This is a genomic window from Marinobacter sp. X15-166B (assembly GCF_001752365.1).
Lineage (GTDB): Bacteria > Pseudomonadota > Gammaproteobacteria > Pseudomonadales > Oleiphilaceae > Marinobacter.
The window spans coordinates 2,666,901-2,692,733 of sequence record NZ_MEIY01000001.1; the positions used below are offsets into that span (position 1 = coordinate 2,666,901).

Annotated in this window: 26 protein-coding genes; 9 read left to right on the plus strand and 17 right to left on the minus strand. The window is 59.8% G+C overall.

Annotation, left to right across the window (positions count from 1 at the left end; genetic code table 11):
• Window positions 1-6 precede the first annotated feature (6 nt).
• Entirely contained in the window at window positions 7-1,437 is a 1,431-nt protein-coding gene (gene ccoN / locus BG841_RS12500) for a cytochrome-c oxidase, cbb3-type subunit I (protein WP_070057959.1), read from the minus strand.
• Between the two features lie 207 nt (window positions 1,438-1,644).
• Between ccoN and BG841_RS12505 the strand changes: the two genes are divergently transcribed.
• Window positions 1,645-2,322 carry an alpha/beta fold hydrolase gene (locus tag BG841_RS12505; RefSeq protein WP_228141659.1) on the plus strand — a complete coding sequence of 226 codons (678 nt, stop codon included), beginning with the start codon at window positions 1,645-1,647 and terminating at the stop codon, window positions 2,320-2,322.
• A 13-nt stretch (window positions 2,323-2,335) separates the two neighbouring features.
• Here BG841_RS12505 and BG841_RS12510 read toward each other — a convergent pair whose 3' ends face one another.
• Entirely contained in the window at window positions 2,336-2,620 is a 285-nt protein-coding gene (locus tag BG841_RS12510; RefSeq protein ID WP_070057960.1) for an antibiotic biosynthesis monooxygenase family protein, read from the minus strand.
• Between the two features lie 121 nt (window positions 2,621-2,741).
• Between BG841_RS12510 and tusA the strand changes: the two genes are divergently transcribed.
• Window positions 2,742-2,981 carry a sulfurtransferase TusA gene (gene tusA / locus BG841_RS12515; RefSeq protein WP_070057961.1) on the plus strand — a complete coding sequence of 80 codons (240 nt, stop codon included), beginning with the start codon at window positions 2,742-2,744 and terminating at the stop codon, window positions 2,979-2,981.
• Here tusA and dsbD read toward each other — a convergent pair.
• Window positions 2,962-4,878: a protein-disulfide reductase DsbD gene (gene dsbD / locus BG841_RS12520; protein ID WP_083260258.1), complete on the minus strand. Its 1,917-nt coding sequence runs from the start codon at window positions 4,876-4,878 to the stop codon at window positions 2,962-2,964. The genes tusA and dsbD overlap by 20 nt on opposite strands.
• Window positions 4,879-5,014: 136 nt before the next feature.
• On the opposite strand from dsbD, the gene BG841_RS12525 reads away from it, so the two are divergent.
• The 3 genes from BG841_RS12525 to pdxB are packed head-to-tail and all read left to right on the plus strand — an operon-like array spanning window position 5,015 to window position 8,015.
• The gene (locus tag BG841_RS12525; protein ID WP_322853372.1) at window positions 5,015-5,539 is read left to right on the plus strand and encodes an elongation factor P hydroxylase; all 525 of its coding nucleotides are present in this window, start codon (window positions 5,015-5,017) and stop codon (window positions 5,537-5,539) included.
• Between the two features lie 30 nt (window positions 5,540-5,569).
• Window positions 5,570-6,853, plus strand: coding sequence for a DEAD/DEAH box helicase (locus BG841_RS12530; RefSeq protein WP_070057963.1), 1,284 nt, complete (start codon window positions 5,570-5,572; stop codon window positions 6,851-6,853).
• A gap of 13 nt (window positions 6,854-6,866) precedes the next feature.
• Entirely contained in the window at window positions 6,867-8,015 is a 1,149-nt protein-coding gene (pdxB, locus tag BG841_RS12535; RefSeq protein ID WP_070057964.1) for a 4-phosphoerythronate dehydrogenase PdxB, read from the plus strand.
• Between the two features lie 22 nt (window positions 8,016-8,037).
• Here the strand turns inward: pdxB and BG841_RS17085 are convergent, their stop codons facing one another.
• From BG841_RS17085 to BG841_RS12550, 4 genes are all read right to left on the minus strand, one after another.
• Window positions 8,038-8,205 carry a PA1571 family protein gene (locus tag BG841_RS17085; RefSeq protein ID WP_158007612.1) on the minus strand — a complete coding sequence of 56 codons (168 nt, stop codon included), beginning with the start codon at window positions 8,203-8,205 and terminating at the stop codon, window positions 8,038-8,040.
• 135 nt (window positions 8,206-8,340) lie between these two features.
• The gene (gene htpX / locus BG841_RS12540; protein ID WP_070057965.1) at window positions 8,341-9,225 is read right to left on the minus strand and encodes a protease HtpX; all 885 of its coding nucleotides are present in this window, start codon (window positions 9,223-9,225) and stop codon (window positions 8,341-8,343) included.
• Between the two features lie 68 nt (window positions 9,226-9,293).
• The gene (locus BG841_RS12545; RefSeq protein WP_070057966.1) at window positions 9,294-9,764 is read right to left on the minus strand and encodes a hypothetical protein; all 471 of its coding nucleotides are present in this window, start codon (window positions 9,762-9,764) and stop codon (window positions 9,294-9,296) included.
• Window positions 9,765-9,778: 14 nt separating this feature from the next.
• A complete protein-coding gene (locus BG841_RS12550) occupies window positions 9,779-10,993 on the minus strand; it encodes a pyridoxal phosphate-dependent aminotransferase (RefSeq protein ID WP_070058820.1) in 1,215 nt (404 codons plus the stop codon).
• A 221-nt stretch (window positions 10,994-11,214) separates the two neighbouring features.
• On the opposite strand from BG841_RS12550, the gene BG841_RS12555 reads away from it, so the two are divergent.
• Window positions 11,215-11,703 (plus strand): glutathione peroxidase, encoded by a 489-nt coding sequence (locus BG841_RS12555; RefSeq protein WP_070057967.1) that lies wholly within the window; start codon window positions 11,215-11,217, stop codon window positions 11,701-11,703.
• 1 nt (window position 11,704) lies between these two features.
• Here the strand turns inward: BG841_RS12555 and BG841_RS12560 are convergent, their stop codons facing one another.
• Together BG841_RS12560 and BG841_RS12565 are read right to left on the minus strand one after the other, a co-directional pair.
• On the minus strand, window positions 11,705-14,050 hold the full coding sequence (locus tag BG841_RS12560; protein WP_070057968.1) for a hybrid sensor histidine kinase/response regulator: 2,346 nt from the start codon (window positions 14,048-14,050) through the stop codon (window positions 11,705-11,707).
• Between the two features lie 17 nt (window positions 14,051-14,067).
• Window positions 14,068-14,841: a hypothetical protein gene (locus BG841_RS12565; protein WP_070057969.1), complete on the minus strand. Its 774-nt coding sequence runs from the start codon at window positions 14,839-14,841 to the stop codon at window positions 14,068-14,070.
• 185 nt (window positions 14,842-15,026) lie between these two features.
• Here BG841_RS12565 and BG841_RS12570 point away from each other — a divergent pair, with 185 nt between their 5' ends.
• Window positions 15,027-16,043, plus strand: a complete 1,017-nt coding sequence (locus BG841_RS12570) for a LysR family transcriptional regulator (protein ID WP_070057970.1) — start codon at window positions 15,027-15,029, stop codon at window positions 16,041-16,043.
• Here BG841_RS12570 and BG841_RS12575 read toward each other — a convergent pair.
• From BG841_RS12575 to BG841_RS12610, 8 genes are all read right to left on the minus strand, one after another.
• A complete protein-coding gene (locus tag BG841_RS12575) occupies window positions 16,032-16,997 on the minus strand; it encodes a GNAT family N-acetyltransferase (RefSeq protein WP_070057971.1) in 966 nt (321 codons plus the stop codon). The two genes, BG841_RS12570 and BG841_RS12575, sit on opposite strands and share 12 nt — an antisense overlap.
• The gene (locus BG841_RS12580) at window positions 16,994-18,145 is read right to left on the minus strand and encodes a cupin domain-containing protein (RefSeq protein WP_070057972.1); all 1,152 of its coding nucleotides are present in this window, start codon (window positions 18,143-18,145) and stop codon (window positions 16,994-16,996) included. The genes BG841_RS12575 and BG841_RS12580 overlap by 4 nt, the downstream gene beginning before the upstream one ends.
• 3 nt (window positions 18,146-18,148) lie before the next feature.
• Window positions 18,149-19,516 carry an adenylosuccinate lyase gene (purB, locus tag BG841_RS12585; protein WP_070057973.1) on the minus strand — a complete coding sequence of 456 codons (1,368 nt, stop codon included), beginning with the start codon at window positions 19,514-19,516 and terminating at the stop codon, window positions 18,149-18,151.
• A 65-nt stretch (window positions 19,517-19,581) separates the two neighbouring features.
• Window positions 19,582-20,223 (minus strand): high frequency lysogenization protein HflD, encoded by a 642-nt coding sequence (gene hflD / locus BG841_RS12590; protein WP_070057974.1) that lies wholly within the window; start codon window positions 20,221-20,223, stop codon window positions 19,582-19,584.
• The gene (gene mnmA / locus BG841_RS12595; RefSeq protein WP_070057975.1) at window positions 20,220-21,362 is read right to left on the minus strand and encodes a tRNA 2-thiouridine(34) synthase MnmA; all 1,143 of its coding nucleotides are present in this window, start codon (window positions 21,360-21,362) and stop codon (window positions 20,220-20,222) included. The genes hflD and mnmA overlap by 4 nt, the downstream gene beginning before the upstream one ends.
• Window positions 21,363-21,411: 49 nt before the next feature.
• Window positions 21,412-21,861 (minus strand): NUDIX hydrolase, encoded by a 450-nt coding sequence (locus BG841_RS12600; protein WP_070057976.1) that lies wholly within the window; start codon window positions 21,859-21,861, stop codon window positions 21,412-21,414.
• Window positions 21,858-22,454 (minus strand): pseudouridine synthase, encoded by a 597-nt coding sequence (locus BG841_RS12605; protein WP_070058821.1) that lies wholly within the window; start codon window positions 22,452-22,454, stop codon window positions 21,858-21,860. The genes BG841_RS12600 and BG841_RS12605 overlap by 4 nt, the downstream gene beginning before the upstream one ends.
• A 142-nt stretch (window positions 22,455-22,596) precedes the next feature.
• On the minus strand, window positions 22,597-22,884 hold the full coding sequence (locus tag BG841_RS12610; protein WP_070057977.1) for a cold shock domain-containing protein: 288 nt from the start codon (window positions 22,882-22,884) through the stop codon (window positions 22,597-22,599).
• A gap of 287 nt (window positions 22,885-23,171) precedes the next feature.
• Between BG841_RS12610 and clpS the strand changes: the two genes are divergently transcribed.
• Together clpS and clpA are read left to right on the plus strand one after the other, a co-directional pair.
• Window positions 23,172-23,531 (plus strand): ATP-dependent Clp protease adapter ClpS, encoded by a 360-nt coding sequence (clpS, locus tag BG841_RS12615; RefSeq protein WP_070057978.1) that lies wholly within the window; start codon window positions 23,172-23,174, stop codon window positions 23,529-23,531.
• 18 nt (window positions 23,532-23,549) lie between these two features.
• Window positions 23,550-25,820: an ATP-dependent Clp protease ATP-binding subunit ClpA gene (gene clpA, locus BG841_RS12620; protein WP_070057979.1), complete on the plus strand. Its 2,271-nt coding sequence runs from the start codon at window positions 23,550-23,552 to the stop codon at window positions 25,818-25,820.
• Window positions 25,821-25,833: the final 13 nt, after the last annotated feature.

Genomic DNA, 25,833 nt, shown 5'->3' on the forward strand with positions numbered 1-25,833 from the left:
CTCTTCTCAGGCGGCCTGTGCGGCACTGTTGTCAAGTGCGACAGCGTCTTTCTGGCGAATGGTCATGCGCACGTTGTAAGCCATAACCAGCATCCCGGACAGGAAGATTGCACCGCCCAGGAAGCGGACGAAATAACCGGGATAAGAGGCTTCAAGGGACTCTACAAAGCTGTAAGTGAGGGTGCCGTCGTCGTTCACCGCGCGCCACATCAAGCCTTGCATGATGCCGTTGACCCACATGGAGACGATGTACAACACCGTGCCGATGGTGGCCAGCCAGAAGTGCACGTTGATCAGGGCAACACTGTACATCTCCCGCACACCCCAGAGTTTGGGGATCAGGTGGTAGATGGCGCCGATACTGATCATGGCGACCCAGCCCAGGGCACCGGAGTGCACGTGGCCAATGGTCCAGTCAGTATTGTGGGACAGTGCGTTCACGGTCTTGATCGCCATCATCGGGCCTTCGAAGGTAGACATGCCGTAGAACGACAGGGACACCACCAGGAAACGCAGGATCGGATCGGTACGCAGTTTGTGCCAGGCACCCGAGAGCGTCATCATACCGTTGATCATACCGCCCCAGCTGGGTGCCAGCAGAATCAGGGACATCACCATACCGGCGGTCTGTGCCCAGTCCGGCAGTGCGCTGTAGTGGAGGTGATGCGCGCCCGCCCAGACGTAGGTGGCGATCAGCGCCCAGAAGTGCACAATCGACAAGCGGTAGGAATACACCGGACGACCCGCCTGCTTGGGTACAAAGTAGTACATCATGCCCAGGAAACCTGCGGTCAGGAAGAAGCCTACCGCGTTGTGTCCCCACCACCACTGGATCATGGCATCGGTGACACCGGAGTAGATGGAGTAGGACTTGAAGGCGGTTACCGGGATCGCCAGGTTGTTGCCGATATGCAGCATGGCGATGGTGATGATAAAGGCACCGTAGAACCAGTTGGCTACGTAAATGTGCGGCGCCTTTCGCTTGGTGATGGTGCCGAAGAACACGGTACCGTAGGCGATCCAGACCACAGTGATGAGGATGTCAATGGGCCACTCCAGTTCGGCGTACTCTTTGGTCGAGGTGAACCCCATGGGCAGGGTGATCACCGCTGCGACCATGACGGCCTGCCAGCCCCAGAAGGTGAACTGGGCCAGTCCGTCGGAAAACAGCCGTGCCTGACAGGTACGCTGAACCACGTAGTAGGAAGTAGCAAACAGAGCGCTACCGCCAAAACCAAAGATGACGGCGTTGGTGTGCAGCGGCCGGAGGCGGCCGAAGTGGGTAAAGGGAAGATCCAGGTTAACTGCCGGCCAAACGAGTTGTGCTGCAATCAGCACACCGAGGCTCATCCCGATAATACCCCATACGACTGTCATGATGGCGAATTGTCTCACCACCTTGTAGTTGTATGTCAGGTTTGGATTTACTGTGCTCATAGCCCTACCGATACATTTAGAGTGGGAAGTTGTGCGGGCGCAAGTATGGAGAAAGTATGACGGCATTGCAACGACACAGGTCAAGCCGTGCGGTGCCGTCAAAGCCTCTCAAATCAGCATCATGGCCGGAAATACTCAGGCTCCACTTGTTGGATTCACAACGGCGGATGGACTCATCCGCCTACCAAGGATATGTTGGAGCGCTATATGATAATCCTATTCGAGGGTGAGGTGAACCACATGAACGGAGATACCCTGATATCTGACGGACACCCGGAGTTGCCGCTGTTGTTGTTCGCCCACGGCGCCGGCGCACCGATGGACTCGCCCGTGCTGGAACGCGTGGCCGCCGGGTTTGCCGAGCACGGGGTTCAGGTGGTGCGGTTCGAGTTCCCCTACATGCAGCAGCGACGCGTTGACGGCAGACGGCGGCCCCCCGACCGGATGCCGGTGCTGACCGGCAGTTTTGAAAACGTGCTCACGCGGGTGCGGGGAGAGGTGGGGGCGGCGCGCCCCGTCTTCATCGGTGGCAAATCCATGGGCGGGCGGGTCGCCACTCACCTGAGCTGCAAGCCGGAGGTGGCGGCGCAGTTCGACGGGGTGGTGTGCTTCGGCTACCCGTTCCACCCGCCGGGCAAGCCTGAGCGCTGGCGCACCGGGCATTTCGCCGACCTGCGCCGGCCTTTGCTGGTGGTGCAGGGCACCCGGGATCCATTCGGCAAACAGGACGAGGTGGTCAACGCGCTCGACCCGGAGTGGCCGGTGGAGTTGTGCTGGCTACAGGGCGGCAACCACGATTTCGAACCACTGAAGCGGCAAAGGGAAACCCGGGAGGAGTTACTGGACGCCGCCGTCCGAGCCAGTGTGGCCTTCATGCGGGCCTGATGGCCCCGGCTGTTCAGCTCTGGAGCAAGATGGTGATACGTTCTTCCTGATCGAGCATGGGGACCACTTCGAGCATGTGTTCGCGGCGGGTGTCCGAATGGTACCAGCGATCCCAGTCGGCCTGCGAGCGCCAGTTTGCCAGGGTCAGTCGGTGATTGGGGTCCGTGGCGTCAACCAGGGTTTCCCCGGAAATGAAACCGTCTGCGGCAACGGCTTGTTGCAACACCTTCCGGGACCGCTCTTCATAGGCGGCTTCTAGCGATTCGGCAATGTGGCGCTCGATCAAGACACGAATCATAGGTTACCTCGGCTGTGATGGTGGCTGCCCGACTTTCTGCACGCGACAGCATTGTTTTGATTCTTATGCAATAATTTAGCACATATTTTCAATAAGTCAGTAGTCGTTGGGAGGGGAATAGATGAGTGAACCGGACTACAGTGCCGAACTGGATACCCGCGGGTTGATGTGTCCGGAGCCGGTGATGATGTTGCACAGCCGTATCCAGGAAGTCAGTGAGGGGGCAGTGCTCAAGGTCGTGGCCACCGACCCCTCCACCACGCGGGACATTCCCCGGTTCTGCCGGTTCCTGAATCACGAGTTGGTAAGCCAGCAGGTCAGTGGCCAGGATTATGTGTTTTTCATTCGCCGCGGGGCGTGAGGCCCACCGCAGTATCGAGGTGGGCCAGAAAGGTGTTTTTGTCCATTTCACCGAGCACCCGGGCCTCGGTGTTCTCGCGTCCATCCCCGTGGAAAAACAGGATGGACGGTGGGCCAAACAGGCCGAAGTCGTTGAGCATGGCCTGATGCTCGGCGGTGTTGGCGGTCAGGTCAATCTGTAACAGTTTGTGGCCCGACAATGCCTGGGCCACCACCGGGTCGGCAAAAACCCGGCGCTCCATGATCTTGCACGAAATGCACCAGTCGGCGTAGAAGTCCAGCATGACCGGCTGGCCCGCCACCGCGGCTTGCCGGAGTTGGTCGTTGATTGCCTGGGTCGAGGCGAGTCTGAGAAAGCCCGCGTACTCACCGGCAGGGGCGTGGTCCGCCGCCCCGGGTTTGGCGGTGTATGGCGCGAGTGGCTTCAGGGGGTCGTCCGCGCCTCCCAGCGCCCCGGTGAGGAGGGCGAGACCGTAGGCAAACATCACCAGACCCAGCCCCTTCCAGGTGCGCGCCCACCCCGGGCTGGCTTTGTCAAAGGCGCCCAGCTGTACGCCGGTGACCGCCACCAGCAGCCCCCACAGGGTGAGCGACGCCCACGCGGGTATCAGCCGTTCCAGCAACCAGATGGCGACAGCCAGCAGCATCACGCCGTAAAACGATTTGACGATGTTCATCCACGGGCCGGTCGAGGGCAGGTACTTGCGGCCGCCGACGGCTACCAGAATCAGGGGAATGCCCATGCCCAGGCCGAGGGCAAACAGGGCAATACCGCCAATGACTGCGTCCTGAGTGGCGCTGATGTACAGCAGGCTGCCCGCCAACGGAGCAGAAACACACGGTGATACCACCAGCGCGGAAATGGCACCGATGCCAAACACACTGGCCACCCGGCCCCCTGTCAGGGTGTGACTGGCGGTGTTAAGGCGGTCGCGAATGAATGCGGGCAGTTGCAGGTCAAATACGTTGAACATGGCCAGCGCAAACAGGCCAAACAAACCAGCAAATACGCCCAGCACGATGGGGGATTGCAGGTGTGCCTGCAGGTTAAAACCGGCCCCCAGCAAGCCGGTCAGCACCCCGGCGGCGGCGTAGGTCAGGGCCATGCCCACCACGTAGCTGCCGGCCAGTAACACGGCGTGTGCGGTGGATTGGGTGTTCTTGCTGGACACCAGGGCGGAAATGATGGGCACCATGGGCAAGACGCACGGGGTGAAGGTCAGCCCCAGACCCAGCACCAGAAAGAGCAGCGCTATGGTGGTGGCCGACTGGCTGGCCAGATAGCCGGCCAGGCCGGTGGCCGATCGGGTGTCGGTGGGCACCGTGGTGCCGCCTGCCGGGCCCGGCGTCCCGCCGTCGGCACCCGTCGCCGAACCGGTACCTGCGTGGTACACCACCGTTCTGGTCTGGGGCGGGTAGCAAAGACCGGCATTGGCGCAGCCCTGATAGGAGATTTCCAGGCGGGCTTCAGACAGCCGGGCGGGCAGGGTCACAGCGACCGTCGCGTCTACCGGCTGATAGAACACGGTGGACTCGCCGAAAAAGGGGTCGTCGATGGTTTCGCCGGCCAGGGAGAATTGCAGGTCGTCAACGCTGACGCCCTCGGTCAACGAAGTAACCGCGACCCGCTCCCGGTAAAGGTAGTGCTCGGGGGCGGTATCCCAGCTTAACACCAGACGGTCGTCTTCAATGGTGTGACTGAAGGGCAGGGCCTGATCCACCGGCAGGAAATCACTGCTGCCACCGAACAGCCCGCTGCGGCTGCCAAGGGCGTGTGCGGGCAGCGTCAGACTGAGTAGCAGCAGGGCGACCAGTACCGTCGTGACCGGCGCTGCGAGGACCCGCCCGCGCGAGTGTGAACCCGATAAATGCAAGGGAAAAACCGGAGTTGTCGTCATATTCTCACAATCTTTTTTAACTGGGTGCGGGTAGTGGCATGATAGAGGGCCAAACTGCAGAAAAGTTCCCGCTGGAATTGCCGGCCATAAAGACGCACAATAGCCCCGAATGACTCACCATCCAAATGATCTTATCATGTTGTTCAATGACCAGTTTCGTGAAACCCACGACACCATCCTGGTTCTGGGCGGCACCGAACCTGAATACCTGCCCGCAACAGAGGCTGGCGCCCCGGCGAAGGTGATCTTCGCGCACGGGTTTTTTGCCAGCGCGTTGCATGAAATTGCTCATTGGTGCATCGCCGGCGCTGAGCGCCGTAAATTGCCCGACTATGGCTACTGGTATTGTCCGGATGGCAGAACCGCTGCGCAACAACAGCTGTTTGAGCGAGTGGAGGTAAAACCTCAGGCGCTGGAATGGCTGTTCTCGGTGGCGGCGGACTTTCGGTTTCATATCAGCGTTGATAATCTGAACGGCGCAGGAGCGGTCGATGCGGCCGGCTTCCGTTTGCGGGTCAGAGATCAGGCTGATCAATATTTATTGCAGGGTTTGCCTGCGCGTGCTCAGGCGTTTTTGCAAACGCTTATGACATTTTATGGTACGACAGACCGGTTCCATTCCCAGTGGCAGCGCCAACGTCTGAACACCGGCCAGCTGTAACCATCAGACGGTAAGGTTAACTGATTGACTATGACAACATCTAATGCGCAAACGGCTCCGGTGCTCCCCGGGATGAAATTTGAAGACCTCAACCTGGACAAGCGGCTCCTGAATGCCATTACCGACATCGGCTTTACCGCTTGCACACCGATTCAGGCGGAAACCCTGCCCTTTACCCTGGCCTGCCAGGATCTCATCGGGCAGGCCCAGACCGGGACCGGAAAAACCGCCGCGTTTCTGATCACGGCTATACAGAGCCTGTTGGAAACCCCCATCCCGGCCAGTGAGCGGTTTGCGTCAGAACCGCGGGTGCTGGCGCTGGCGCCTACCCGGGAGTTGGCCATGCAGATTGCCAAAGATGCCGAGCAGTTGTGTGGCTACACCGGGCATAAGGTGGTGACCGTGGTGGGTGGCATGAACTACGACAAGCAGCGGGATCAACTGCAAAACGACGTGGTGGACATTCTGGTGGCCACCCCCGGACGGTTGATCGACTTCCTTGGCTCACAGGATGTGTTCCTCGATCAGCTCGACATCCTGATCCTGGACGAAGCGGATCGTATGCTCGACATGGGCTTCATTCCCGATGTGAAGCGTATCATCCGCAAGTGTACCTCCAAAGAAGACCGGCAGACCTTGCTGTTCAGCGCGACATTCAATCAGGACGTGCTGAATCTGGCGTCCATGTGGACCCGCAACGCAGAGTTTGTCGAGATCGAACCCGAGCAGAAAACCGCCGAGCGGGTTCAGCAGACCGTGTATCTGGTGGGTGAAGACGAGAAGCTGCCGGTGCTGGTGAACTACCTCAAGCATCCCGAGGTGGAAAAGGCCATTGTGTTTGCCAACCGCCGGGATCAGTGCCGTGATCTCGACGAAGACCTGCGAAATCAGGGGGTGAAAGTTGCCCTGATGTCGGGCGAAATCGCGCAGAACAAGCGCTTGAAAACCCTTGACCAGTTCAAACGCGGTGAGATCCAGGTGCTGGTGGCCACCGATGTGGCGGGCCGGGGCATCCACGTGGACGGCGTGACCCACGTGTTCAACTACAATCTGCCGGAACAGGCGGAAGACTATGTGCACCGCATCGGTCGCACGGGCCGTGCCGGCAAACGCGGTGTGTCCATCAGTTTTGCCAGCGAAGACGATTCCTTCTCGCTGCCGGCGATAGAGAAGTACATCAGCCAGAAGCTCGCCACCACCGTACCGGACGAAGAGCTGATGGCCGCTTTGCCCAACCCGCCCATCAGTCGTCGCAGAGGCCGGCGGCGGCCACCTGCCGGCGGCCGTGGCGCACCCAGATCAAGACGTTACTGAGACCGGTCCCGGCATGATCATTGTCGCCGACGAAAACATCCCGTTGCTGGAGCCTTTTTTTGGCGACCTGGGGGAGGTCCGGCGGGTGCCGGGCCGGGCCATGACGGCAGCCGACGTCCGGGAGGCGGACATTCTGCTGGTGCGCTCGGTTACGCGGGTCGACCAACGGTTGCTGGCCGGCAGTCGCGTCCGCTTTGTCGGCACCGCCACCATTGGTACCGACCACATAGAGCACGGCTGGTTGGACGCACAGGGGATCCGGTTTGAGGCGGCACCGGGGTGCAACGCCAACAGTGTGGTGGAGTACGTCCTCAGCGTTCTGGTGCTTCATGCACAGCGCCAGGGCCTCGCCGACTGGACCAGTCTGAGCGTCGGCATCGTGGGCGCCGGTAATGTGGGTGGGGCCTTGGCCCGCACCCTGGCGGGCCTGGGTTTCGCGGTCAGGGTAAACGACCCGCCACGGCAAGCGCGCGATCCCGGCGGTGACTACGTCAGTCTTGCAGAGGCGCTGGCCTGCGACGTGGTCAGTCTGCATACCCCCTTGACGACCTGCGGTTCCGACCCGACGTATCAACTGTTGGGTGCGAGCGAGCTGGCGCGCTTGCGGGCGGGGCAATTGCTGATCAATACCGGACGGGGCGAGGTCATTGACGGGAGCGCACTGCTGCGTCGTCTGCAGGCGGCCAATGCACCGGAGGTCGTGCTGGATGTGTGGGAAAACGAACCGGCGATTGCACCCGAATTGGTGAGCCGGGTCTGGCTGGGGACGCCCCATATCGCCGGGTATAGTCTGGAGGGCAAAGCCCGGGGCACGGAGATGCTTTATCAGGCGGTGTGCCGCTTGCAGGGCGTCGCGCCAACCAGAGAGCTCGGCCAGTTGTTGCCCGAGCCGCCCCTGGAGCGGCTGTGTTTCACCGGTTCTGCGCAGGATTTCACCGCGGTGGCAACCGCGGTGAATGCGTGCTATGACCCGCGCAGCGACGACGCCCGCCTGCGGTACACCATGAGACTCGCTGCCACTCACCGTGCGGCGGCGTTTGACGGGTTACGGAAACACTACCCGGTGCGACGTGAACACGCCAGTGTGACGGTGACACTGGCCGAGGCCAACGAATCGCTGCGGCGCACCTTCCGTGCGCTGGGTTTTCGGCTGGAAGCCTAGGGTCCGCCAGCCGGGGCAGGGGTCAGGCGTCCGGTTTACCTGTGGGGGGAGTGTCCAGCGCCTCGAGAGACTGGCGCACCATGGTGTCGGTGATGGGCACTTCACGTCCGTCCGGCAGGACAATCGCTGCGCCGTTCATCCCGGATTCTTTGTCATGCTTCTGCTGTAACATCGCACTGCCCTCGGTCATGTCAATTTCCCCGCGCGGATTGAATCGTGAGTCTGCCTTCAGGCTTACGCCAAGAGTACGCAAGGATTGCTTTCGGGGCAATAAAGTACGCTCGGGAAGCCAAGGGCAGCATGGCCCCCGCCATCGGTCGCACCGTCACCGCAATTCGGCGGCTTGCAGCGCGGCAATACGGTCGTCCAGGGGGGGGTGAGTCATGAACAGGGCGCTCAGGCCGGCGCGGGCCCCCCGGTTGATGCCAAAGGCCTGCAGGCTGTCGGGCATCTGGTCGGGCACTTCGCTTTCCTGCTTCAGACGCGCGAGCGCGCTGATCATGGCTCCGCGTCCGGCCAGTTGCGCGCCGGCAATGTCAGCACGGAACTCCCGGCGGCGGGAAAACCAGAACACAATGGTGCTGGCAAGAATACCGAGCACCAGTTCGGCCACGATGCTGACGATGAAAAAGCCGGGGCCGTGACCGCGTTCATTCTTGAAAACGACCCGGTCGACAAACGACCCAATGACCCGCGACGCAAATATAACAAAGGTATTCACCACCCCTTGCAGCAACGATAACGTGACCATGTCGCCATTGGCCACATGGCCGATCTCGTGGCCCAGCACCGCCTTGATTTCGTCCTTGTTAAAACGGGTCAACAGCCCCTCGCTGACCGCCACCAGGGCGTTATTGCGATTCCAGCCTGTGGCAAAGGCGTTGGATTGGGAGGCCGGAAAGATGGCCACCTCCGGCATGCCGATGCCGGCCTTGTCGGCCAGTTCCTGCACGGTGGTCACCAGCCAGCGTTCCGCCGGCGACTGGGGGTTGGCGATGATCTTTGCCCCGGTACTCCATTTTGCCATCGGCTTGGAAATGAACAGGGAAATCAGCGAGCCGGCAAACCCGAAGACCGCCGCGAACGCCAGCAGGGAGCCATACTGGATGCCATTTTGGGCCAGATAGCTGTCGACGCCGAGTAATTTCAGGGTGACGCTGGCCACCAGAATAACGGCGAGGTTGGTGGCCAGGAACAAAAGAATACGCATGTATCGATCCTTCAGTAGTAAACACTGCTAAACAGTATTGGGCTGCCCGGCATCCGCTTCAAGTGGCATTACCGCTTATCCGGCTCGGTGAAAAAAACGGCTTTCATCACCTGACCAATTTGCGTGGAACTGCCGCTGCGCAGCACCCCCTGGATCAGGCTGATGTGGCTGCCAAGGTGCGCCCGCACCGAGGGGGGCAGGGCGTCGCTCCGGGCGAGGGCCTCCGGTGTAAATGCCGCAAGGGCCGCCGCCGAGGCGGGCGCGCACAGGCGGGTAAAGGCCTTATGGGTGAGAATGGCCTGGTCCAGCGCTTCCTGGCGGATGGTGTCCACATAGCGAATCAGGCCCTCTTCGGCCAGCCACAGCAGGCCGCCGAAACACGCCATGTGGCGGTCGCTGTGCAGGCCGAACTCGTCGGTCTGGTCCGGGCCGGCGATGTCCTCCACAAACAGGCTCATGCGCCGCGGGAACACACGGTAAAGCTGTACGAGTGCTACTGCGGTGTCCCGGTAAAACTCTTCGATATGGATGTCGGCCACGCCCCTGGCTCCGGTTACTGCTGGTAGGCGGACAGGAAGTGCGCCAGGCGCGTCATGGCGTCTTCCAGGGTGTCTTTGCGCGGCAAGAACACCACCCGTAAATGCTGCTGGCCGTCAATATTGAACGCCGATCCCTGCACCAACAGAATGCGTTCCTGCAGCAGAAGATCCAGCACCAGCCGCTCATCATTGCGGATATCAAAGCGTTTCGGATCGAGGTGGGGGAACAGGTACAAGGCTCCCATTGGCTTGACGCAGCTGACCCCGGGGATGTCGTTGAGCATCGACCAGGCGGTTTCCCGTTGTTCGTGGAGGCGACCGCCCGGGGCCACCAGGTCGTTGATGGACTGGTATCCCCCCAGCGCAGTCTGTATCGCCAGTTGCGCGGGCACGTTGGCGCACAGGCGCATGGACGACAGCATCTCAATGCCTTCGATCAGGTCTTTGGCCTTGTACTTGGCGCCACTGATGATCAGCCAGCCTGAGCGGTACCCGGCCGCCCGATAGTTTTTGGACAGGCCATTGTAGGTGAAAAACAGCACATCGTCCGCTAGGGCGGCGGCGGAAACGTGCTCGACCCCGTCGTAGAGAATCTTGTCATAAATTTCATCGGACAGAATGATGAGGTTGTGCTGGCGGGCCAATTCGATGACCTGTTCCAGCAACTCTTTAGGATAGACCGCGCCCGTCGGGTTGTTGGGGTTGATCAGCACGATAGCCTTGGTTCTTGAGGTGATTTTCTTTTGGATATCGTCAATGTCGGGGAACCAGTCCTGTTGTTCATCACAGCGATAGTGCACCGGTTTGCCGCTGGACAGGGTGACCGCGGCGGTCCACAGCGGATAGTCAGGGGCAGGAATAAGCACCTCGTCACCCGTATTGAGCATCGCCTGCATGGACATGACGATCAGTTCACTGACCCCGTTGCCCAGGTAAATGTCATCGATGTCGACTTTGTTGATGCCGCGCTCCTGGCAGTAATGCATCACCGCCTTGCGCGCCGAGAACAGTCCCTTGGATTCAACATAGCCCTGAGCCGACTGCATGTTCGAGATGACGTCCTGCTGAATTTCTTCAGGTACGTCGAGCTCGAACGCCGCCGGGTTGCCGATGTTGAGTTTGAGAATCCGATGGCCTTCTTCTTCCAGACGTCGCGCTTCCTGCAAAACTACGCCACGTATTTCGTAACACACGTTATCCAGCTTGGCGGACTTCTTGTAGTTCTGCATAAAACCATTCACTCCAATTATGAGCATGAAAAGCTCTATTCTATCGGAGCAGACTATTACGGCAATAGGGGAAAGGTGCTGAGATGTGGTGAAAAATGGCAATAGGCACACTTAGTTAACCGGAAAACGGGTGGCCGGTGGAAGGCTTGTCCGGTTATCGGGCCTTGTCTTCTCGGGGGACGGGCTACATAGTTGGCCCACACACAGGACGGAGCTCCGCCATGCCCGGATCACTTTACAAAATAGAAGTTGTTGATATCACCGGCAATAAGCGCACCCTCGGCGACTACAGAGACCAGGTGCTGTTGATCGTTAATACCGCAAGCAAGTGCGGGTTTACCCCCCAGTTCGAGGGCTTGCAAGCGCTGTATGCCGAGCTGAAGGCGCGGGGATTTGCAGTGCTGGGGTTTCCGTGTAATCAGTTTATGAATCAGGACCCGGGCACCGACGCTGAAATCAGCGAATTTTGCCGGTTGAATTACCAGGTCGATTTTCCGATGTTTGCCAGGATCGACGTCAACGGCGCCGACACCCACCCCCTGTTTCGATTGTTGAAAGAGGAGGCCACCGGACTCTTGGGGTCCAGACGCATCAAATGGAATTTCACCAAGTTCCTGGTTAACCGTCAGGGGCAGGTGGTCGGGCGGTATCCGCCATCCGCCAAACCGGACGCCCTGCGGGCGGATATCGAAAAACTGCTGCAGGCCTGAGTTAACCACCCTGCTTGGGCCGTGGGGCCCAGCGCTCGATCACGGCAACCAGATCTTCCCGTTTGTAGGGTTTGGTAATGTAATCGTTCATGCCGGCGTTCAGGCAGTCGTCTTTGTCCCCTTGCATGACATTGGCGGTCACAGCAATGATGGGCAGATCCGCCCACTGGTCGTGTTTGCGGATTTCCCGGGTCGCCTGGTAACCATTCATGACCGGCATCTGGCAGTCCATCAAAACAAGGTCGTAGTGGTGTTGGCGCAGCGCCTGCAGTGCCTGCTGACCATTTTCCGCAATTGCGACCGTGTAACCGAGCTTTTTCAGAATGCCGCTGGCTACCATTTGATTGACGGCGTTGTCCTCAACCAGCAACAGGTGTGGCCCGGTTGGTGCAGGGGGCTTCTGAACCGCTGGAGGCGCAGTATGGTGAAGGGCAGGCCCGCTGCCCCGGTCGTCGGCGCGGGGTTCGCTGTGCAGATTCAGGCAGTCCAGCAACGCCTGCCGCTGCAGGGGCAGAATCAGCAGGCGGTGTGCGGGGGGCGGCATGTAGGTGCCACTGCGATCCACCCAGATAACACCTTTGCCGGGCCAGTCTGCCGCCAACGCAGGTGCCTCCGGGTCTTCCGGCGCCACCATCAGGATAGCGGCCGTGCCAGTGCGGTCGCCATGCACGGGCACGCCCCAGGCTTTGAGCTGGTTTTCCAGCACCGTCTGGTGAGGGTGGGCGGGGGGCAACAGCAAGGCCACGCCGTTGCGGCGGACATCGTTGGGCAGGGCCACCGCCAGTTGCGACACTTCCGGGGTAGACGGGGGCAGGGGCAGCAACACCGTAAAGTGGGTGCCCTGGCCCGGGTCGGATTCCACCAGTATCTGGCCATGCATGCGTTCCACCAGCTGCCGGCACAGTGCCAGGCCCAGACCCGAACCACCGTACAGACGGGTGGTGTCTGAACCTGCCTGGGAGAATGGCGAGAAGATTTTGTTCAAGGCGGCACTGGATATGCCGATGCCGGTGTCGATGACGTCGAACCGGAGGTTGTGCTGGAATGCCCGGACCCGCACCAGCACTTCGCCGGCGTTGGTGAATTTGACTGCATTGCTCAGCAAGTTGTTGATGATCTGTCGGGTGCGGGTGGGGTCGCCCAGGTAATATTCTTTCAGTTCAGGGCCAATATCGCAGATCAGTTCAATATTTTTGCGTCTGGCCTCCGGCGCGTACAGGATGCAGCACTCCTCGGTCACTGCGCGCACACTGAAGGGGATGGTTTCCAGATTCAGCTTGCCGGCTTCGACCTTGGAGATGTCCAGCACGTCATTGAGCAAACGGAGCAGACTTTCACCAGCACTGCGGGCGACGATCAGCCGGCTGCGCTGGGTTTTTGAGAGTTCGCCTTCCAGGGAGAGCTCCAGCATACCCAGCAGGCCATTCAGAGGGGTGCGGATTTCGTGGCTCATGCTGGCGAGGAAGTCCGCCCGGGAGCGCGCCTTGCGCAGCGCCTCTTCCTTGGTCCGGATCAGGGTGTAATTGCCGCGCTGCAAGGCTTTGTTTTTTTCTGAGATTTCACGGGTGCGGTCGGCCACTTCCCCTTCCAGGCGGGCGGAGTAGTGTTTCATGGCACTTTCCGCCGCTCTCAGGCGCCCAAGGCTGTCGTCGATCGTGTCCAGATGGCGATTGATGATGCTGACCATGCGCCCCAACTCATCCCGTTCGTGACCGGGTGGGGTGGGCAATCGCATCTTCTCGGGAGAATCCGTATCAACCCGGCCAAGCGCATCGATCACTTTAAGCAACGGCTTGGTGAGTACCAGGTAAAAAATGACGAGTAACGCCAGGGTCAGTAGCAGGCTTTTTACGATGCCACTCAGAATGGTGTGACCGGCCCGCTGCAAAAACTGCACGCCGTAGTGAAAGGTATCGGTGGTGATGGCCAGTTGGCCGAGCTTCATGTCCGCCAGTAACGGTACCTGCAGTTCGTCGCTGTAAAACTCGCTGGGGCCGAACAGGGCATCGCTCAACTGGCGGAACCGGGAGTCGGAACTCCGCTTGCTGGCCGCCGCCAGGGTGTGACCTTCCGAATCGATGATGCGCGCATCAATCACGGCCGGGTGGTTGAGCAGGCCCTGGAGCAGTTCTTCGGCCAGACGGATGTCAATATTGTAGGCGATTTGTGAGGCCGGACTGTGACTGATGCCGATCAGTGCCTCTATGTCATTATCCATGGCCTGGCGGGCATTGAAAAAATCGATGGCAACCTGGGCGAGGTTGAGCGTGAGGCCCAATAGCATCGCCACCAGAACCGTATTTCTGGTGAGGCGGTATGACAGGCGTTTGTTATACCGGTCGATCACGGGCTAGGACATCCTTGTTAATCGTCGTAATCCGCCTTTTTCTTCCAGCTGTGGTCGTCTTCAAAGAAGTTGTCCCACTGTTGGTCGAGGCGACGCTGGGATTCTCCGGACGGCTGAGCACCGGCGTCGGCCGCAACCGCCTCCAGCTCCTTGATGTGGGTACGCAGAGTCTCCAGGGTTTTGGCCGCGACCGGGTTGTCCCGGGATTTGTTCAGTTCGGTCATGGCCAGGTGGTACTCGTGGATTGCCCGGCGGGTCTCATTCTGGCGGATGAAATCCCGAGCCTGAAAGATATGCAGATCGGCATGGGTTTTGTGCACCAAAAAGAGGACATGACGCAGCTTGCGTTGCGCGGCAGCATTGCTCAACTGCCTTGATTTATGCAGGTATTCGATCAGCTTGAAGAGATCAGCTAGCAAGTCCTTGATATAGGCAGACTTGTCTTTGGAGTCAATCGAGGGTGTCGGGTGCCGGTCCGCGCCCGCTTCCACGGCCTGCCGGTGTTCCTCGATTTCATCGAGCCAGGCCTTGACCGGCTTGTCGGTGTTGAAACCGTTCAGTTTCCGGGCGACGTCTTCCATGCGTCCCAGCAGCAGCAACTTCAGCTCCGGAGTCAGATAATGGCCCGGAATTTCGTGGAACAGTCGCCGGCTGTGATTAAACCCGTTCTCCAGCGCGGCCACTTTTCGGGCGCGCTCGATCCTGGCCTTTTCCCGCATTTGGCTGAACACGATGACCGCTAAGGACACCGCGACAAGCAAGCCGAACATCAATACGACGGTGGTATTCATCTTCTCCGAGGCGCTCTTGAGATAAACCCAGACCTTACCAGAAAACCAGGCGCTAGTCCGTATCTGTACGGCGTGATACGGTGGTGTAGATTGTTTTTATGTATGCTCTTTGTAAGAGTATTTACCGCATGAATACACAGGGCCCGCCGGGAATAAGGCGTGTCCGGCGCATCGGGAGCAAGGCAATGAATCTGTCGCGCGTCGACTTGAATTTACTGGTGTACCTCGATGTTTTGCTGCGCGAGCGGAACGTCACCAAGGCCGCTAACCACCTCGGGATTACCCAGCCGGCCATGAGCAACAGCTTGCGACGGTTGCGTGATCTGTTTGGCGACCCTCTGCTGGTGAGAACCAGTGAGGGCATGACCGCAACGGAGCGGGCGTCGGAGTTGCAGCCTCTGGTACGCAACATATTGGCCAAAATCGAGCAGGCGGTGCAGGAAAAAACGCCGTTTTCCGCCCGCGACAGTCAACGGGTGTTTCGCATCATGGCCAGTGACTACGCGGAATCCTGTCTCATGCCCCGGGTGTTGCGGCGGATACGCCAGGAAGCGCCCCAGGTAACCCTGGATGTGCTGACGCCGAGTGACGTCAGCTTTCTGGATGTGGAGCAGGGGCGGGTCGACATGGCCATTAACCGGTTTGACACGATTCCCCAGTCGTTCCACCAGAAAACTCTGTGGGCGGAGTATTTTGCCTGTCAGATGAGTTCCGACAACCCCATTCTGGCAGCGCCGTTCACCCTCGAGGCCTATCTGGCGGCGAATCACATCTGGGTGAGTAAAACCGGCTTCGGCGTGGGTGTGGGGGTCAACCCGAACGATGTGCAGCGATTGGGGTGGGTTGATGAGGCCCTGGCTGCGCTCGGTCACAAACGACGGATTTCTGTGTTTACCAGGCATTATCAGGTGGCGATGCTGCTGGCGGGGCAGCATGACTTGATTGCGACCTTGCCCTGCCGGGCCGCCTGGTTGCAGAAAGACAACCCCCGCCTGGTGGTTAAGGTCCCGCCCTTTGATATCCCGACCTTTGAACTCAAGATGGCCTGGAGTCCGCTGCTGCAGAACAACGCCGACCATCAGTGGTTGCGGCAGCTGATCGTCGATGTGGCGCAGGAAGTGGACGAAGAGTTTGCCCCCTTCGGCCGTATGTTCGAGGGGGATTTGCCGGCCAGCCCGAACGCCGCCGGGCTACAGGGCTAGTTCACGCAGCTCCCGCGAAGGGGAGGCGGTATCCCACATACGCTGGTATTGATCGGCGGCCTGTTTGACCTGATGGCGGGCGGAGAAGTTGGCCACTCCCTGGGGTTGGCCGAACCGGGTGCGAGCCAGAATGCCCGCCCGATCCACCAGCAGAAAGGGATGCTCGGCGTGGGGGTAGAGCGGATTGATCACGCGCAGCTGGATGCGGCTGGGTAAGCGGCGCATCAGCTCGACGATCTGGTGGCGGCGTTTGGCCAGGGGCTTGTCGTCGTGAATCAGCAGGCGTACATCGGCAAGCCGGTGCTGGCGGGCCAGGGTCGACAGCAACTCGTGAAAGCGGTGGCGGTCGTACCGGGCGTGCTCCAGCGTGTGCTCGTACAGCCAGATACGTTGCCCGGCCTGGCCGCTCAGCGCGTCGGTCAGGTCGGCCAGCGCCGCGTCCGTGTCGCATTGCCATGGCTGGGTATCCTTGCCCAGCACCATGGGGTGGGCGCGCCCGTTCGATTGCGTGGCAATCAGCGTGGGCGCCAGGCAGCGCATGTCCACGTGGGGGATGCCGACGTCCTGATACAGGTCCGAGCACACATGAAAACCGCAACGCTGATAAAAAGGAATGGCGTATTGCTGCGCCGATAGCTGCACATCCCGGAAATGCCCGGCGGCGTCGCGGATCAGATGGTGGAGCAGCTGTTCGCCTGCGCCCTGACTGCGGAACTCGGGCAAAATGGCCATGCGGCCAATCTGCGCGGTCTGGGTGACCGAGGGGAACATGCGTGCCACGCCCACCGGCGTCTGGTCGGCGGTAACCGCCAGGTAGTGGTCGGCGATCTCGTCCGTGGCGTCCCATTCCTGTTCTGCGGGTACCTGCTGCTCGTCGATAAACACCCGTTGACGGATGCTTCGCACCGCCTCAGGCGCTTGCTGCCAGCTGTATTTGCGGATCGTGAGCTTCATTCGAAATAAAGACTGCCCTGATTGTACAAGACCACCAGCAGACCGAGAATCGCGCCGTCCTGCAGATACTCCGTCAGTGGTTCCATGGCCACTCTGGAGCTGAGACACAGCAATGGCGCGAGCGGCTGCGCCGCCCCGCGCAGCAGATAGCGTTCGCCGTCAACGAACAGTGCAGTCTCCTCGTCAAACGCATAATAAGCAAAACGCGAGCCTTCGTTCCAGCGCAGCTGGGCGCCATCGGCCACCGTGGCTCTGAAGGTATCGGCGTTGACGGGTTCATCCGCTGGTACCACGATATCCAGATTTTTCGGTGCGGTGGAGTATTGCCCAAACCACAACACCATCTGTCGCCGGTCCTGCAGGGCCTCCCGCAGCACCTGTTCCACCGAGTCGATGGCACGGTCGGACACGGCGCCCGGGTTATCCTGCGGGGCCAGGTCCGGGTCGGCCAGGTGCCGGGACACGTCGCTCTGGCTGCAGAGGAAATCGGTGTAGCCGGTGAGTACATCGTCGACTGTGGGTGCCCGGAAACCGATGGACAGAGTGATACAGTCGTCTTCGGCAACGCCATGGTGACCGACGCCCGGGGGCAAATACAGCATGTCGCCGGGCTCCAGGGTCAGCGTCTCTTCGCCTTCCCAGCCGCTCAGGATGCGCAGCGGCGTGCCTTCAATCCGTGGCGAGGTGTGATCGCAATGGCCGCCGAAGGTCCAGCGCCGCTTGCCATGGGCCTGCAGCAGAAATACGTCGTAGTGATCAAAATGAGGGCCAACGCTGCCGCCTTTGGGGGCATAGCTGGCCATGATGTCGTCCAGCCGCCAGTTGGGAATGAAGCGGAAGTTTTCCAGCAGATCGGCAATGTCCGGGACCCAGTGGTCCAGTCCCTGAACCAGCAGGGTCCAGTGGCTTTCCGGCAAGTTCTGAAAGCGCTCGGGCGCGAACGGGCCATTGTGAAGTTGCCAGGGTTTGCCGTCGTCCTGCTCAAGGATGATGCGGGACTCGACCGCTTCTTCGCAGGCCAGGCCGGCCAGCTCGTCGGCACTGACCGGGCACTGGAAGTCCGCAAACGCCTGGCGGATGACCAGTGGTTTTTTTTGCCAGTAGTCGCGCAAAAAATCATCAACTGACAGTCCGCCAAGTAGTTTCATCCGTTACACCGCCTTTGCCTGGGCGCTGGCGTTACCGGTATAGCCACCGGGGGTCAGCGCGAGCAGTTCTTCTTTGGCCTGCTGGGGAATATCCAGTTTGGCGACAAAGTCCTGAATAACGTCCTGGCTCATGGCGTGGCCACGGCTGAGGTCTTTTAGTTTTTCGTAGGGTTTTTCGATGCCGTAGCGGCGCATGACCGTCTGGATTGGCTCGGCCAGCACTTCCCAGGCCTGATCCAGATCTTCTGCCAGGCGCGCGGGGTTGATTTCCAGTTTGCCCAGTCCTTTCAGGGTGGCTTCGTAGGCAATCAGACTGTGCGCGAATCCGACGCCGAGATTACGCAGCACGGTGGAATCCGTCAGATCCCGCTGCCAGCGCGAAATCGGCAGTTTTTCGGCGAGGTGGCGCAGCAGGGCATTGGCGATGCCCAGGTTGCCTTCCGAGTTCTCGAAATCAATGGGGTTAACCTTGTGGGGCATGGTCGACGAGCCGACTTCACCGGCAACGGTTTTCTGTTTGAAGTAGCCCAGCGAAATGTATCCCCAGATATCCCGGTCCAGATCGATCAGGATGGTGTTGAAACGGGCGATGGCATCGTACAGCTCGGCGATGTAATCGTGGGGTTCAATCTGGGTGGTGTACGGGTTCCAGTTCAGCCCGAGACTCTCCACAAACGCCTGTGCGTGGGCTTGCCAGTCGACGCTCGGATAAGCGGACAGGTGGGCGTTGTAATTGCCCACAGCGCCGTTGATCTTGCCCAGCAATTCCACGTTCTGAATTTGCGTCAGTTGGCGGGCGAGCCGGTGCACCACGTTGGCGATTTCCTTGCCGACGGTGGTGGGCGACGCGGTTTGCCCGTGGGTGCGGGACAGCATGGGGGCATCGGCGTGTTCGTGGGCCAGTTTCCGGAGTCGTTCGATCAGCTGCTCCATGGCCGGCAGCAGCCCCTGGTCGAGGCCTTCGCGCAGCATCAGCGCGTGGGACAGGTTGTTGATGTCTTCGGAGGTGCAGGCAAAGTGAACAAACTCGGTCACCGCATGCAGCTCCGGAACCCCGGCAATTTTTTCCTTGATGAGGTATTCCACCGCTTTGACGTCGTGGTTGGTGGTGCGCTCTATGTCTTTGACACGTTCGGCGTCGGCCAGACTGAAATTGGCCACCAGCTGATCCAGGAACTGGTTGGCATCACTGCTGAGGGCCGGCACTTCGGTAATTCCGGGATGCGCGGCGAGCGCTTGCAGCCAGCGTATCTCCACGGTTACCCGGTTCCTGATTAATCCGTATTCACTGAAAATGTTACGGAAAACGGTAACTCTGTTGCCGTAGCGACCATCAACCGGGGAGACAGCAGTGAGTGCTGTGAGTTCCATCGAAAACCTCTCAAATCATCTTGGAAAAAAGCGGCCGATCAGTATACAACAGCCGCGGCAGGGATTCAGTTGTGTAACGAATGATTAGCCTGCTCGGCAAGCGCCCTCGCGGTGGTAATGATTTTCCGCCGGGTCAGCACCAGTTGCCAGCGGCGGCCACCCGTCTGGCGCCACAGTACCGCCGACCGTATGCCGGCCAGAAGCATGGCGCGCACTCTGGCGGCGTTTTCGTCAACCTGCAGAATGCCGGGGTCGCCGCTGACCTGAATGCGCGGCTGCAGGGTGCTGATGGTGTCGCTGTAGACCGATGCCAGATTGCCGATCAGGTTGCTGTGCAGGTAACCGAAGTGATCGGCGGTGTGGCGGGCCTGTTCAATCCGGTTACCGAGAATATTCATCATCTCCTCGTGGCGATTCAGTTTGCCCTCCAGGTGGATCAGGCTTAACGCATATTTGAGGACTTCCAGATCTTGCGGTTTGCTTTGATCGCTGAACACGCTGGCCAGCGTCGTGAGTCCTTCGCGCAGATCCTCCAGCCCCCCATAGACCGCCAGGGTGGACTCGGGACTGGTCTGGAACAGGGAGCGGGCACTGGCTTGAAAGCTGGCATCCGCACAGCGGCCCGTGTGGGCTATTTGCTGCACCAGGGTGGCGGCTTGAAAGACACCTGCCAACGCCAGGGTTTGTTCTGTCAGCGAGCGTTTCATGCAGGAACACCGCCGGCGGAGACAGCTTCGTCCTCGCGCCAGGTTTGTTCGATAACTCCGCCGCCCAGGCACACATCGCCCTGATAGAACACCACCGACTGCCCGGGGGTCACTGCCCGCTGAAGGTCATCAAAGACCACCCTGAACCCGGTGCCGTGCACGCTGACGGTGCAGTCCTGATCCGGCTGGCGGTAACGGGTCTTGGCCTTGCAGCGGAATTCAGCCGCCGGTGCGTTCCCGGCGATCCAGTCAACCGGGCCGCTCAACAGGCCGCGGGCAAACAGCAAGGGGTGGTTTTTGCCCTGCACGGCAATCAAGACATTGCGCGTGAGGTCTTTTCGGGCCACGTACCAAGGGGCATCCCCATGGGTGCTCAGTCCGCCGATGCCCAAACCTTGCCGCTGACCGATGGTGTGGTACATCAGTCCCTGATGGCGGCCAATAACTTCCCCCTCCGGGGTTTCGATGTCACCCGGTTGGGCGGGGATGTACTGTTTGAGGAAGTCCGTGAACTTGCGCTCACCGATAAAACAGATGCCCGTTGAATCTTTCTTGTCGTAGGTGATGAACCCTTGCTGTTCCGCAATGCGCCGCACTTCCGGTTTTTCCAGTTCGCCGACCGGGAACAGGGTGCGGGCAATGCGCTGGCCGGACACCGCGTGAAGAAAGTAGCTCTGGTCCTTGTTGGCGTCCAGCCCTTTGAGCAATTCGGCGGTACCGCCTGCGTCACCGGCCGCTCGCCGGCGCGCGTAATGGCCGGTGGCGATGAAATCCGCGCCCAGGGTGATGGCGTAATCGAGAAAGGCCCGGAATTTGACCTCTTTGTTGCACAGTATGTCCGGGTTGGGGGTGCGCCCCGCCCGGTACTCTTGCAGGAAATGTTCGAACACCCGGTCCCAGTACTCGGCCGCAAAACTGGCCGTGTGCAGGGGAATGCCGATGCTGTCGGCCACCGCCTGGGCGTCTGCCAGATCGGTCATGGCGGTGCAGTATTCGGTGCCGTCGTCCTCGTCCCAGTTTTTCATAAACAGGCCTTCGACCTGATAACCCTGGGTCTTCAGGAGCCACGCGGCTACCGACGAATCAACGCCGCCGGACATGCCGACAATCACGCGGGTGTTTTCGGGTGTTTTACTCATCTCTACGCCGATGCTTGTTAAAACGCAGCATTGTACCACCATCGGGACGTTACGTCTGCGGGGTGGCAATCACCTCGAGGGGGTAACGGCGGCCGTCGCGGTAGTCCTCCAGACACTGGAGCACCAGGGGGCTGCGCAGGCTGGAATCGAGGTCGCGGATCTGTTCCAGAGTGAGCCAGTGAGCGGCGATTATATCCTTATCGAGTACGTCGCTGACCCGGGTGAGCGGGCGGGCGGCGAAACAAAAGCGGTAATAGGTCACCCCATTGGCAGGGGCTTTGTAGGTGTATACGCCTAACAGATGCTGCAGTTCGACCTGCCAACCGGTTTCTTCCAGGGTCTCACGGATGGCCGCCGCGGCAATTCCTTCGTCTTCCTCGACGTGACCGGCCGGCTGGTTGAAGACCACCTGGCCCCGGCTCAGTTCCTCAACCATCAAAAATCGCCCCTGTGTATCCTCGGCAATGACAGCAACGGTGGCGTGGGGTGTCCAGATCATAATGGCTTTCCCTTTCTGACAGGGGGCCGGCGGTTCGCCGGCGATTTGGGTAAATGAACGTGTACCTTTCGGCTCTGGCCGGAGGGCAGATCGTCAAGTGTCCACTCACCAATGCGGTGGCGGATCAGCCGGAGGGTCGGAAAGCCTACGGCAGCCGTCATGCGCCGTACCTGACGGTTTTTCCCTTCGGTCAGCGTCAGCGCCAGCCAGGAGGTGGGTGAGTTCCGGCGCTCGCGGATGGGCGGGTGCCGCGGCCATACGGCTGGAGGAGGGATAGCCTCGGCCCGGGCCGGGCGGGTCACACCGTCCTTGAGCGCGACGCCCTCCTGCAAGCGCGACAGGGCATGGTCGGTTATGACACCCTCGACCTGCACCCAGTAGGTTTTGGGGGTTTTGTTGGCCGGCGACGCGATGCGATGCTGCAGCGGGCCGCTGTCGGTCAGCAATACCAGACCTTCGGAATCGTAATCCAGACGCCCCGCGGGGTACACGCCGGGCGTCGTGACGTAGTCGGCCAGCGTTGCCCGCCCCTGGTCATCGGTAAACTGGCACATCACTTGAAAGGGTTTGTTAAGCAGGATCAGGGTTGCCATTGCATGGGTCGCCGGGTTGAATGTCGGGTTGGCGAGCATTGCAACATGGAACGGATCGCACAGCAACAGCCCGCTGCTGCCTTGCTCCAGACCGGCGCACAGCTGGCAGGACGGGCCCCGGAGGTACCGGGGCATCACAGGGTCAGGCGTTGGCGGTGTGGGGTGCCAGTGGAGGATTGTTGTCAGCGGCCTGCTCGGAGGAATCCTCCTGGGGCTTGTCCGGCTGGTCCACAGGAACAATATTGATGGCGTGCATACCCTTGTCGCTTGGCTTGGTGTCGAACGTCACGGCCTGACCCGCTTTGAGGGTTTTGTAGCCCTCCATCTGCACCGAAGAAAAGTGTGCAAATAAGTCGTCACTGCAACCGTCTTCAATAATGAAGCCATAACCCTTGGCGTTATTAAACCATTTGACTTTGCCTGTAGGCATGTTGAACTCCCCTGTTCGGTCATCATTGCTCACTAGTATAAGTGCGCGAATACACAAGAATCAGTTACGTGTTTTAACATGAATTAACAATGTTGAGGATACTGTTGACCAATATCCTGTCAGAGTCAATAGTGCCTCGCGACAGAATGGCTGGTTGAAGGGGCAGGAGACGCGCTACCATGGTAGCCCTGTTAACCCGCTCAGGCCCTTTCTGCCTGCATCCCTTGAAATAGGGCCGGGTCGAAGCCATCTATCAATACAAAGGCACCGTTGTCGGTAAAGAAACCATGCGGAATATCTACAATTCTCTACTAGTATTAAGTCAGGGAGGCGGCGATGAACCAGGGCACCAGGACGACCTGAGCGTTGCCCCCGCCAAGCCAGCCTTGAAGCGCCCTGCGCGTTACCGGGTTGTACTGTTGAACGACGATTACACTCCCATGGATTTTGTGGTGGAAGTGTTGATGATCTTCTTCGGAATGAATGAAGAAAAGGCGACGCAAGTGATGCTGCTCGTCCATACGCAAGGAAAAGCCGTATGCGGGGTGTATACCCGTGACATCGCAGAAACGAAAGCAGCACAGGTGAACCAGTATTCAACCGAATGCGAGCACCCGTTGCTGTGCGAGATTGAACGTGCGGACTGATAGACCCCGGGGTGGCCCATGCTGAGCAAAGATCTTGAACATACTCTGAATACGGCCTTCAAAAACGCCCGTGACAAGCGTCATGAATTCATGACGGTTGAACATCTGCTGCTGGCGCTACTCGACAATGAGTCCGCGGTAGCCGTTTTGAAAGCCTGTGGGGCAGACCTTCAGCAACTCCAGGAGGAGCTGATAGAGTTTGTAGATTCAACCACACCGTTGATTCCCGACAGTGATATCGAGCGGGAAACCCAGCCGACCCTGGGCTTCCAGCGCGTCCTGCAACGGGCGGTGTTCCACGTGCAGTCATCCGGCAAGAAAGAGGTGACCGGCGCCAACGTGCTGGTCGCCATATTCAGTGAGCAGGAAAGCCAGGCCGTGTACGTTCTGAAAAAGCAGAATATTGCACGGATTGACGTGGTTAATTTCGTGTCCCATGGTATCTCCCGGGTGCAGGGCGCTGATGATCCCGACAGTCTGGATCAGGCTTCCCAGGAGGAGGGCGGCGAAGAAGGGGGCAGCAGCAAGCCGCTGGACAGCTTCGCCACCAACCTGAACGAGCAGGCCAGGCAGGGACGTATTGATCCGCTGATTGGTCGCGAGCACGAGGTTGAGCGGGTGGTGCAGATTCTCGTGCGTCGCCGTAAAAACAACCCGCTGCTGGTGGGTGAGGCCGGCGTGGGCAAGACGGCAATTGCCGAAGGCCTGGCAAAGCGTATCGTCGACCAACAGGTGCCGGAGGTGATTGCGGATGCGGTGGTCTACTCGCTGGACCTGGGAGCCTTGCTTGCCGGAACCAAGTACCGCGGCGATTTTGAAAAAAGACTGAAAGGGGTCTTGTCGGATCTTAAAAAGCAGAATCATGCCATCCTGTTCATCGACGAGATCCACACCATCATCGGCGCCGGGTCCGCTTCCGGCGGGGTGATGGATGCCTCCAACCTGCTCAAGCCCATGCTGAGCTCCGGCGAGATCCGATGCATTGGTTCCACGACCTTCTCCGAATTCCGGGGAGTCTTCGAGAAAGACAGTGCCCTGGCGCGCCGCTTCCAGAAGGTCGATGTCAATGAGCCCAGTGTGGACGATACCTATCAGATTCTGAAAGGGTTGAAGCCCCACTTTGAAGCCCATCATGATCTGGAATACACCGACAAGGCGCTGTTGGCGGCGGCCGAACTTGCTGATCGTTACGTCAATGACCGGCATCTGCCGGACAAGGCCATTGACGTCATCGACGAGGCGGGGGCGCGTCAGCAGCTGGTGTCTGCGGATGCACGCAAGAAGCTGATCGACACGGAAGACATTGAAGAGGTGGTGGCGACCATTGCCCGCATTCCGCCGAAGAGCGTGTCCAGCAGCGATAAAGACCAGCTGCGCAATCTGGAACGCGATCTCAAAATGGTGGTGTTCGGTCAGGACCCGGCCATCGAATCACTGTCGTCAGCCATCAAACTGGCCAGGGCCGGCTTGAATGCACCGGAGAAGCCGGAGGGGGCCTTCCTGTTCGCGGGGCCGACCGGGGTCGGCAAGACCGAGGTTACCCGCCAGCTGGCCAAGGTGCTGGGCATCGAGCTGGTGCGGTTCGATATGTCAGAGTATATGGAGCGGCACACCGTATCACGGTTGATCGGTGCGCCTCCCGGGTACGTCGGCTTTGACCAGGGCGGCCTGTTGACGGAAGCGGTCAACAAGCACCCTCACAGTGTGTTGCTGCTGGATGAAATCGAAAAGGCCCACCCGGAGGTCTTCAACCTGCTGTTGCAGGTCATGGATCACGGGACCCTCACCGACAATAATGGCCGTAAGGCAGATTTCCGCCATGTCATTCTGGTGATGACCACCAACGCCGGCGCTGAAACCATGGCGCGGCGTTCCATCGGGTTCAGTGAGCAGGATCACCGCAGCGATGGCATGGAAGTGATCACCAAAACGTTCACGCCGGAATTCCGCAACCGCCTGGACGCCATCATCCAGTTCTCCGATCTTGCCAAGACCACCATCACCCACGTGGTCGACAAGTTTCTCACCGAGTTGCAGGCGCAACTGGACGAGAAACATGTGGTCCTGCACGTTGAGGATGCGGCCAAGGAGTGGCTGGCAGAGCATGGTTACGACGTGACCATGGGAGCCCGGCCGATGGCGCGCCTCATTCAGGAGCAGATCAAGCGGCCGCTGGCGGAGCAGATACTGTTCGGCAGTCTGTCGGACCATGGTGGTGAGGTCAATGTCCGGCTGGAGAACGACAAGCTGGTGTTCGAGTACGAGAACGAAGCCGAAGAAGTTGTCTAGGGGCTGATCTCGG

What these genes read in the sequence shown, in the direction of transcription:
- clpA (WP_070057979.1), top strand. Translation starts at nt 23,550, where the DNA reads ATGCTGAGCAAAGATCTTGAACATACTCTGAATACGGCCTTCAAAAAC.
- BG841_RS12570 (WP_070057970.1), top strand. Translation starts at nt 15,027, where the DNA reads ATGAATCTGTCGCGCGTCGACTTGAATTTACTGGTGTACCTCGATGTT.
- BG841_RS12600 (WP_070057976.1), bottom strand. Translation starts at nt 21,861, where the DNA reads ATGATCTGGACACCCCACGCCACCGTTGCTGTCATTGCCGAGGATACA.
- BG841_RS12610 (WP_070057977.1), bottom strand. Translation starts at nt 22,884, where the DNA reads ATGCCTACAGGCAAAGTCAAATGGTTTAATAACGCCAAGGGTTATGGC.
- BG841_RS12510 (WP_070057960.1), bottom strand. Translation starts at nt 2,620, where the DNA reads ATGATTCGTGTCTTGATCGAGCGCCACATTGCCGAATCGCTAGAAGCC.
- dsbD (WP_083260258.1), bottom strand. Translation starts at nt 4,878, where the DNA reads ATGACGACAACTCCGGTTTTTCCCTTGCATTTATCGGGTTCACACTCG.
- BG841_RS12605 (WP_070058821.1), bottom strand. Translation starts at nt 22,454, where the DNA reads ATGGCAACCCTGATCCTGCTTAACAAACCCTTTCAAGTGATGTGCCAG.
- clpS (WP_070057978.1), top strand. Translation starts at nt 23,172, where the DNA reads ATGCGGAATATCTACAATTCTCTACTAGTATTAAGTCAGGGAGGCGGC.
- BG841_RS12525 (WP_322853372.1), top strand. Translation starts at nt 5,015, where the DNA reads ATGTTGTTCAATGACCAGTTTCGTGAAACCCACGACACCATCCTGGTT.
- BG841_RS12565 (WP_070057969.1), bottom strand. Translation starts at nt 14,841, where the DNA reads ATGAATACCACCGTCGTATTGATGTTCGGCTTGCTTGTCGCGGTGTCC.
- ccoN (WP_070057959.1), bottom strand. Translation starts at nt 1,437, where the DNA reads ATGAGCACAGTAAATCCAAACCTGACATACAACTACAAGGTGGTGAGA.
- htpX (WP_070057965.1), bottom strand. Translation starts at nt 9,225, where the DNA reads ATGCGTATTCTTTTGTTCCTGGCCACCAACCTCGCCGTTATTCTGGTG.
- pdxB (WP_070057964.1), top strand. Translation starts at nt 6,867, where the DNA reads ATGATCATTGTCGCCGACGAAAACATCCCGTTGCTGGAGCCTTTTTTT.
- hflD (WP_070057974.1), bottom strand. Translation starts at nt 20,223, where the DNA reads ATGAAACGCTCGCTGACAGAACAAACCCTGGCGTTGGCAGGTGTCTTT.
- mnmA (WP_070057975.1), bottom strand. Translation starts at nt 21,362, where the DNA reads ATGAGTAAAACACCCGAAAACACCCGCGTGATTGTCGGCATGTCCGGC.
- tusA (WP_070057961.1), top strand. Translation starts at nt 2,742, where the DNA reads ATGAGTGAACCGGACTACAGTGCCGAACTGGATACCCGCGGGTTGATG.
- BG841_RS12580 (WP_070057972.1), bottom strand. Translation starts at nt 18,145, where the DNA reads ATGAAACTACTTGGCGGACTGTCAGTTGATGATTTTTTGCGCGACTAC.
- BG841_RS12555 (WP_070057967.1), top strand. Translation starts at nt 11,215, where the DNA reads ATGCCCGGATCACTTTACAAAATAGAAGTTGTTGATATCACCGGCAAT.
- BG841_RS12550 (WP_070058820.1), bottom strand. Translation starts at nt 10,993, where the DNA reads ATGCAGAACTACAAGAAGTCCGCCAAGCTGGATAACGTGTGTTACGAA.
- BG841_RS17085 (WP_158007612.1), bottom strand. Translation starts at nt 8,205, where the DNA reads ATGACCGAGGGCAGTGCGATGTTACAGCAGAAGCATGACAAAGAATCC.
- BG841_RS12575 (WP_070057971.1), bottom strand. Translation starts at nt 16,997, where the DNA reads ATGAAGCTCACGATCCGCAAATACAGCTGGCAGCAAGCGCCTGAGGCG.
- purB (WP_070057973.1), bottom strand. Translation starts at nt 19,516, where the DNA reads ATGGAACTCACAGCACTCACTGCTGTCTCCCCGGTTGATGGTCGCTAC.
- BG841_RS12530 (WP_070057963.1), top strand. Translation starts at nt 5,570, where the DNA reads ATGACAACATCTAATGCGCAAACGGCTCCGGTGCTCCCCGGGATGAAA.
- BG841_RS12505 (WP_228141659.1), top strand. Translation starts at nt 1,645, where the DNA reads ATGATAATCCTATTCGAGGGTGAGGTGAACCACATGAACGGAGATACC.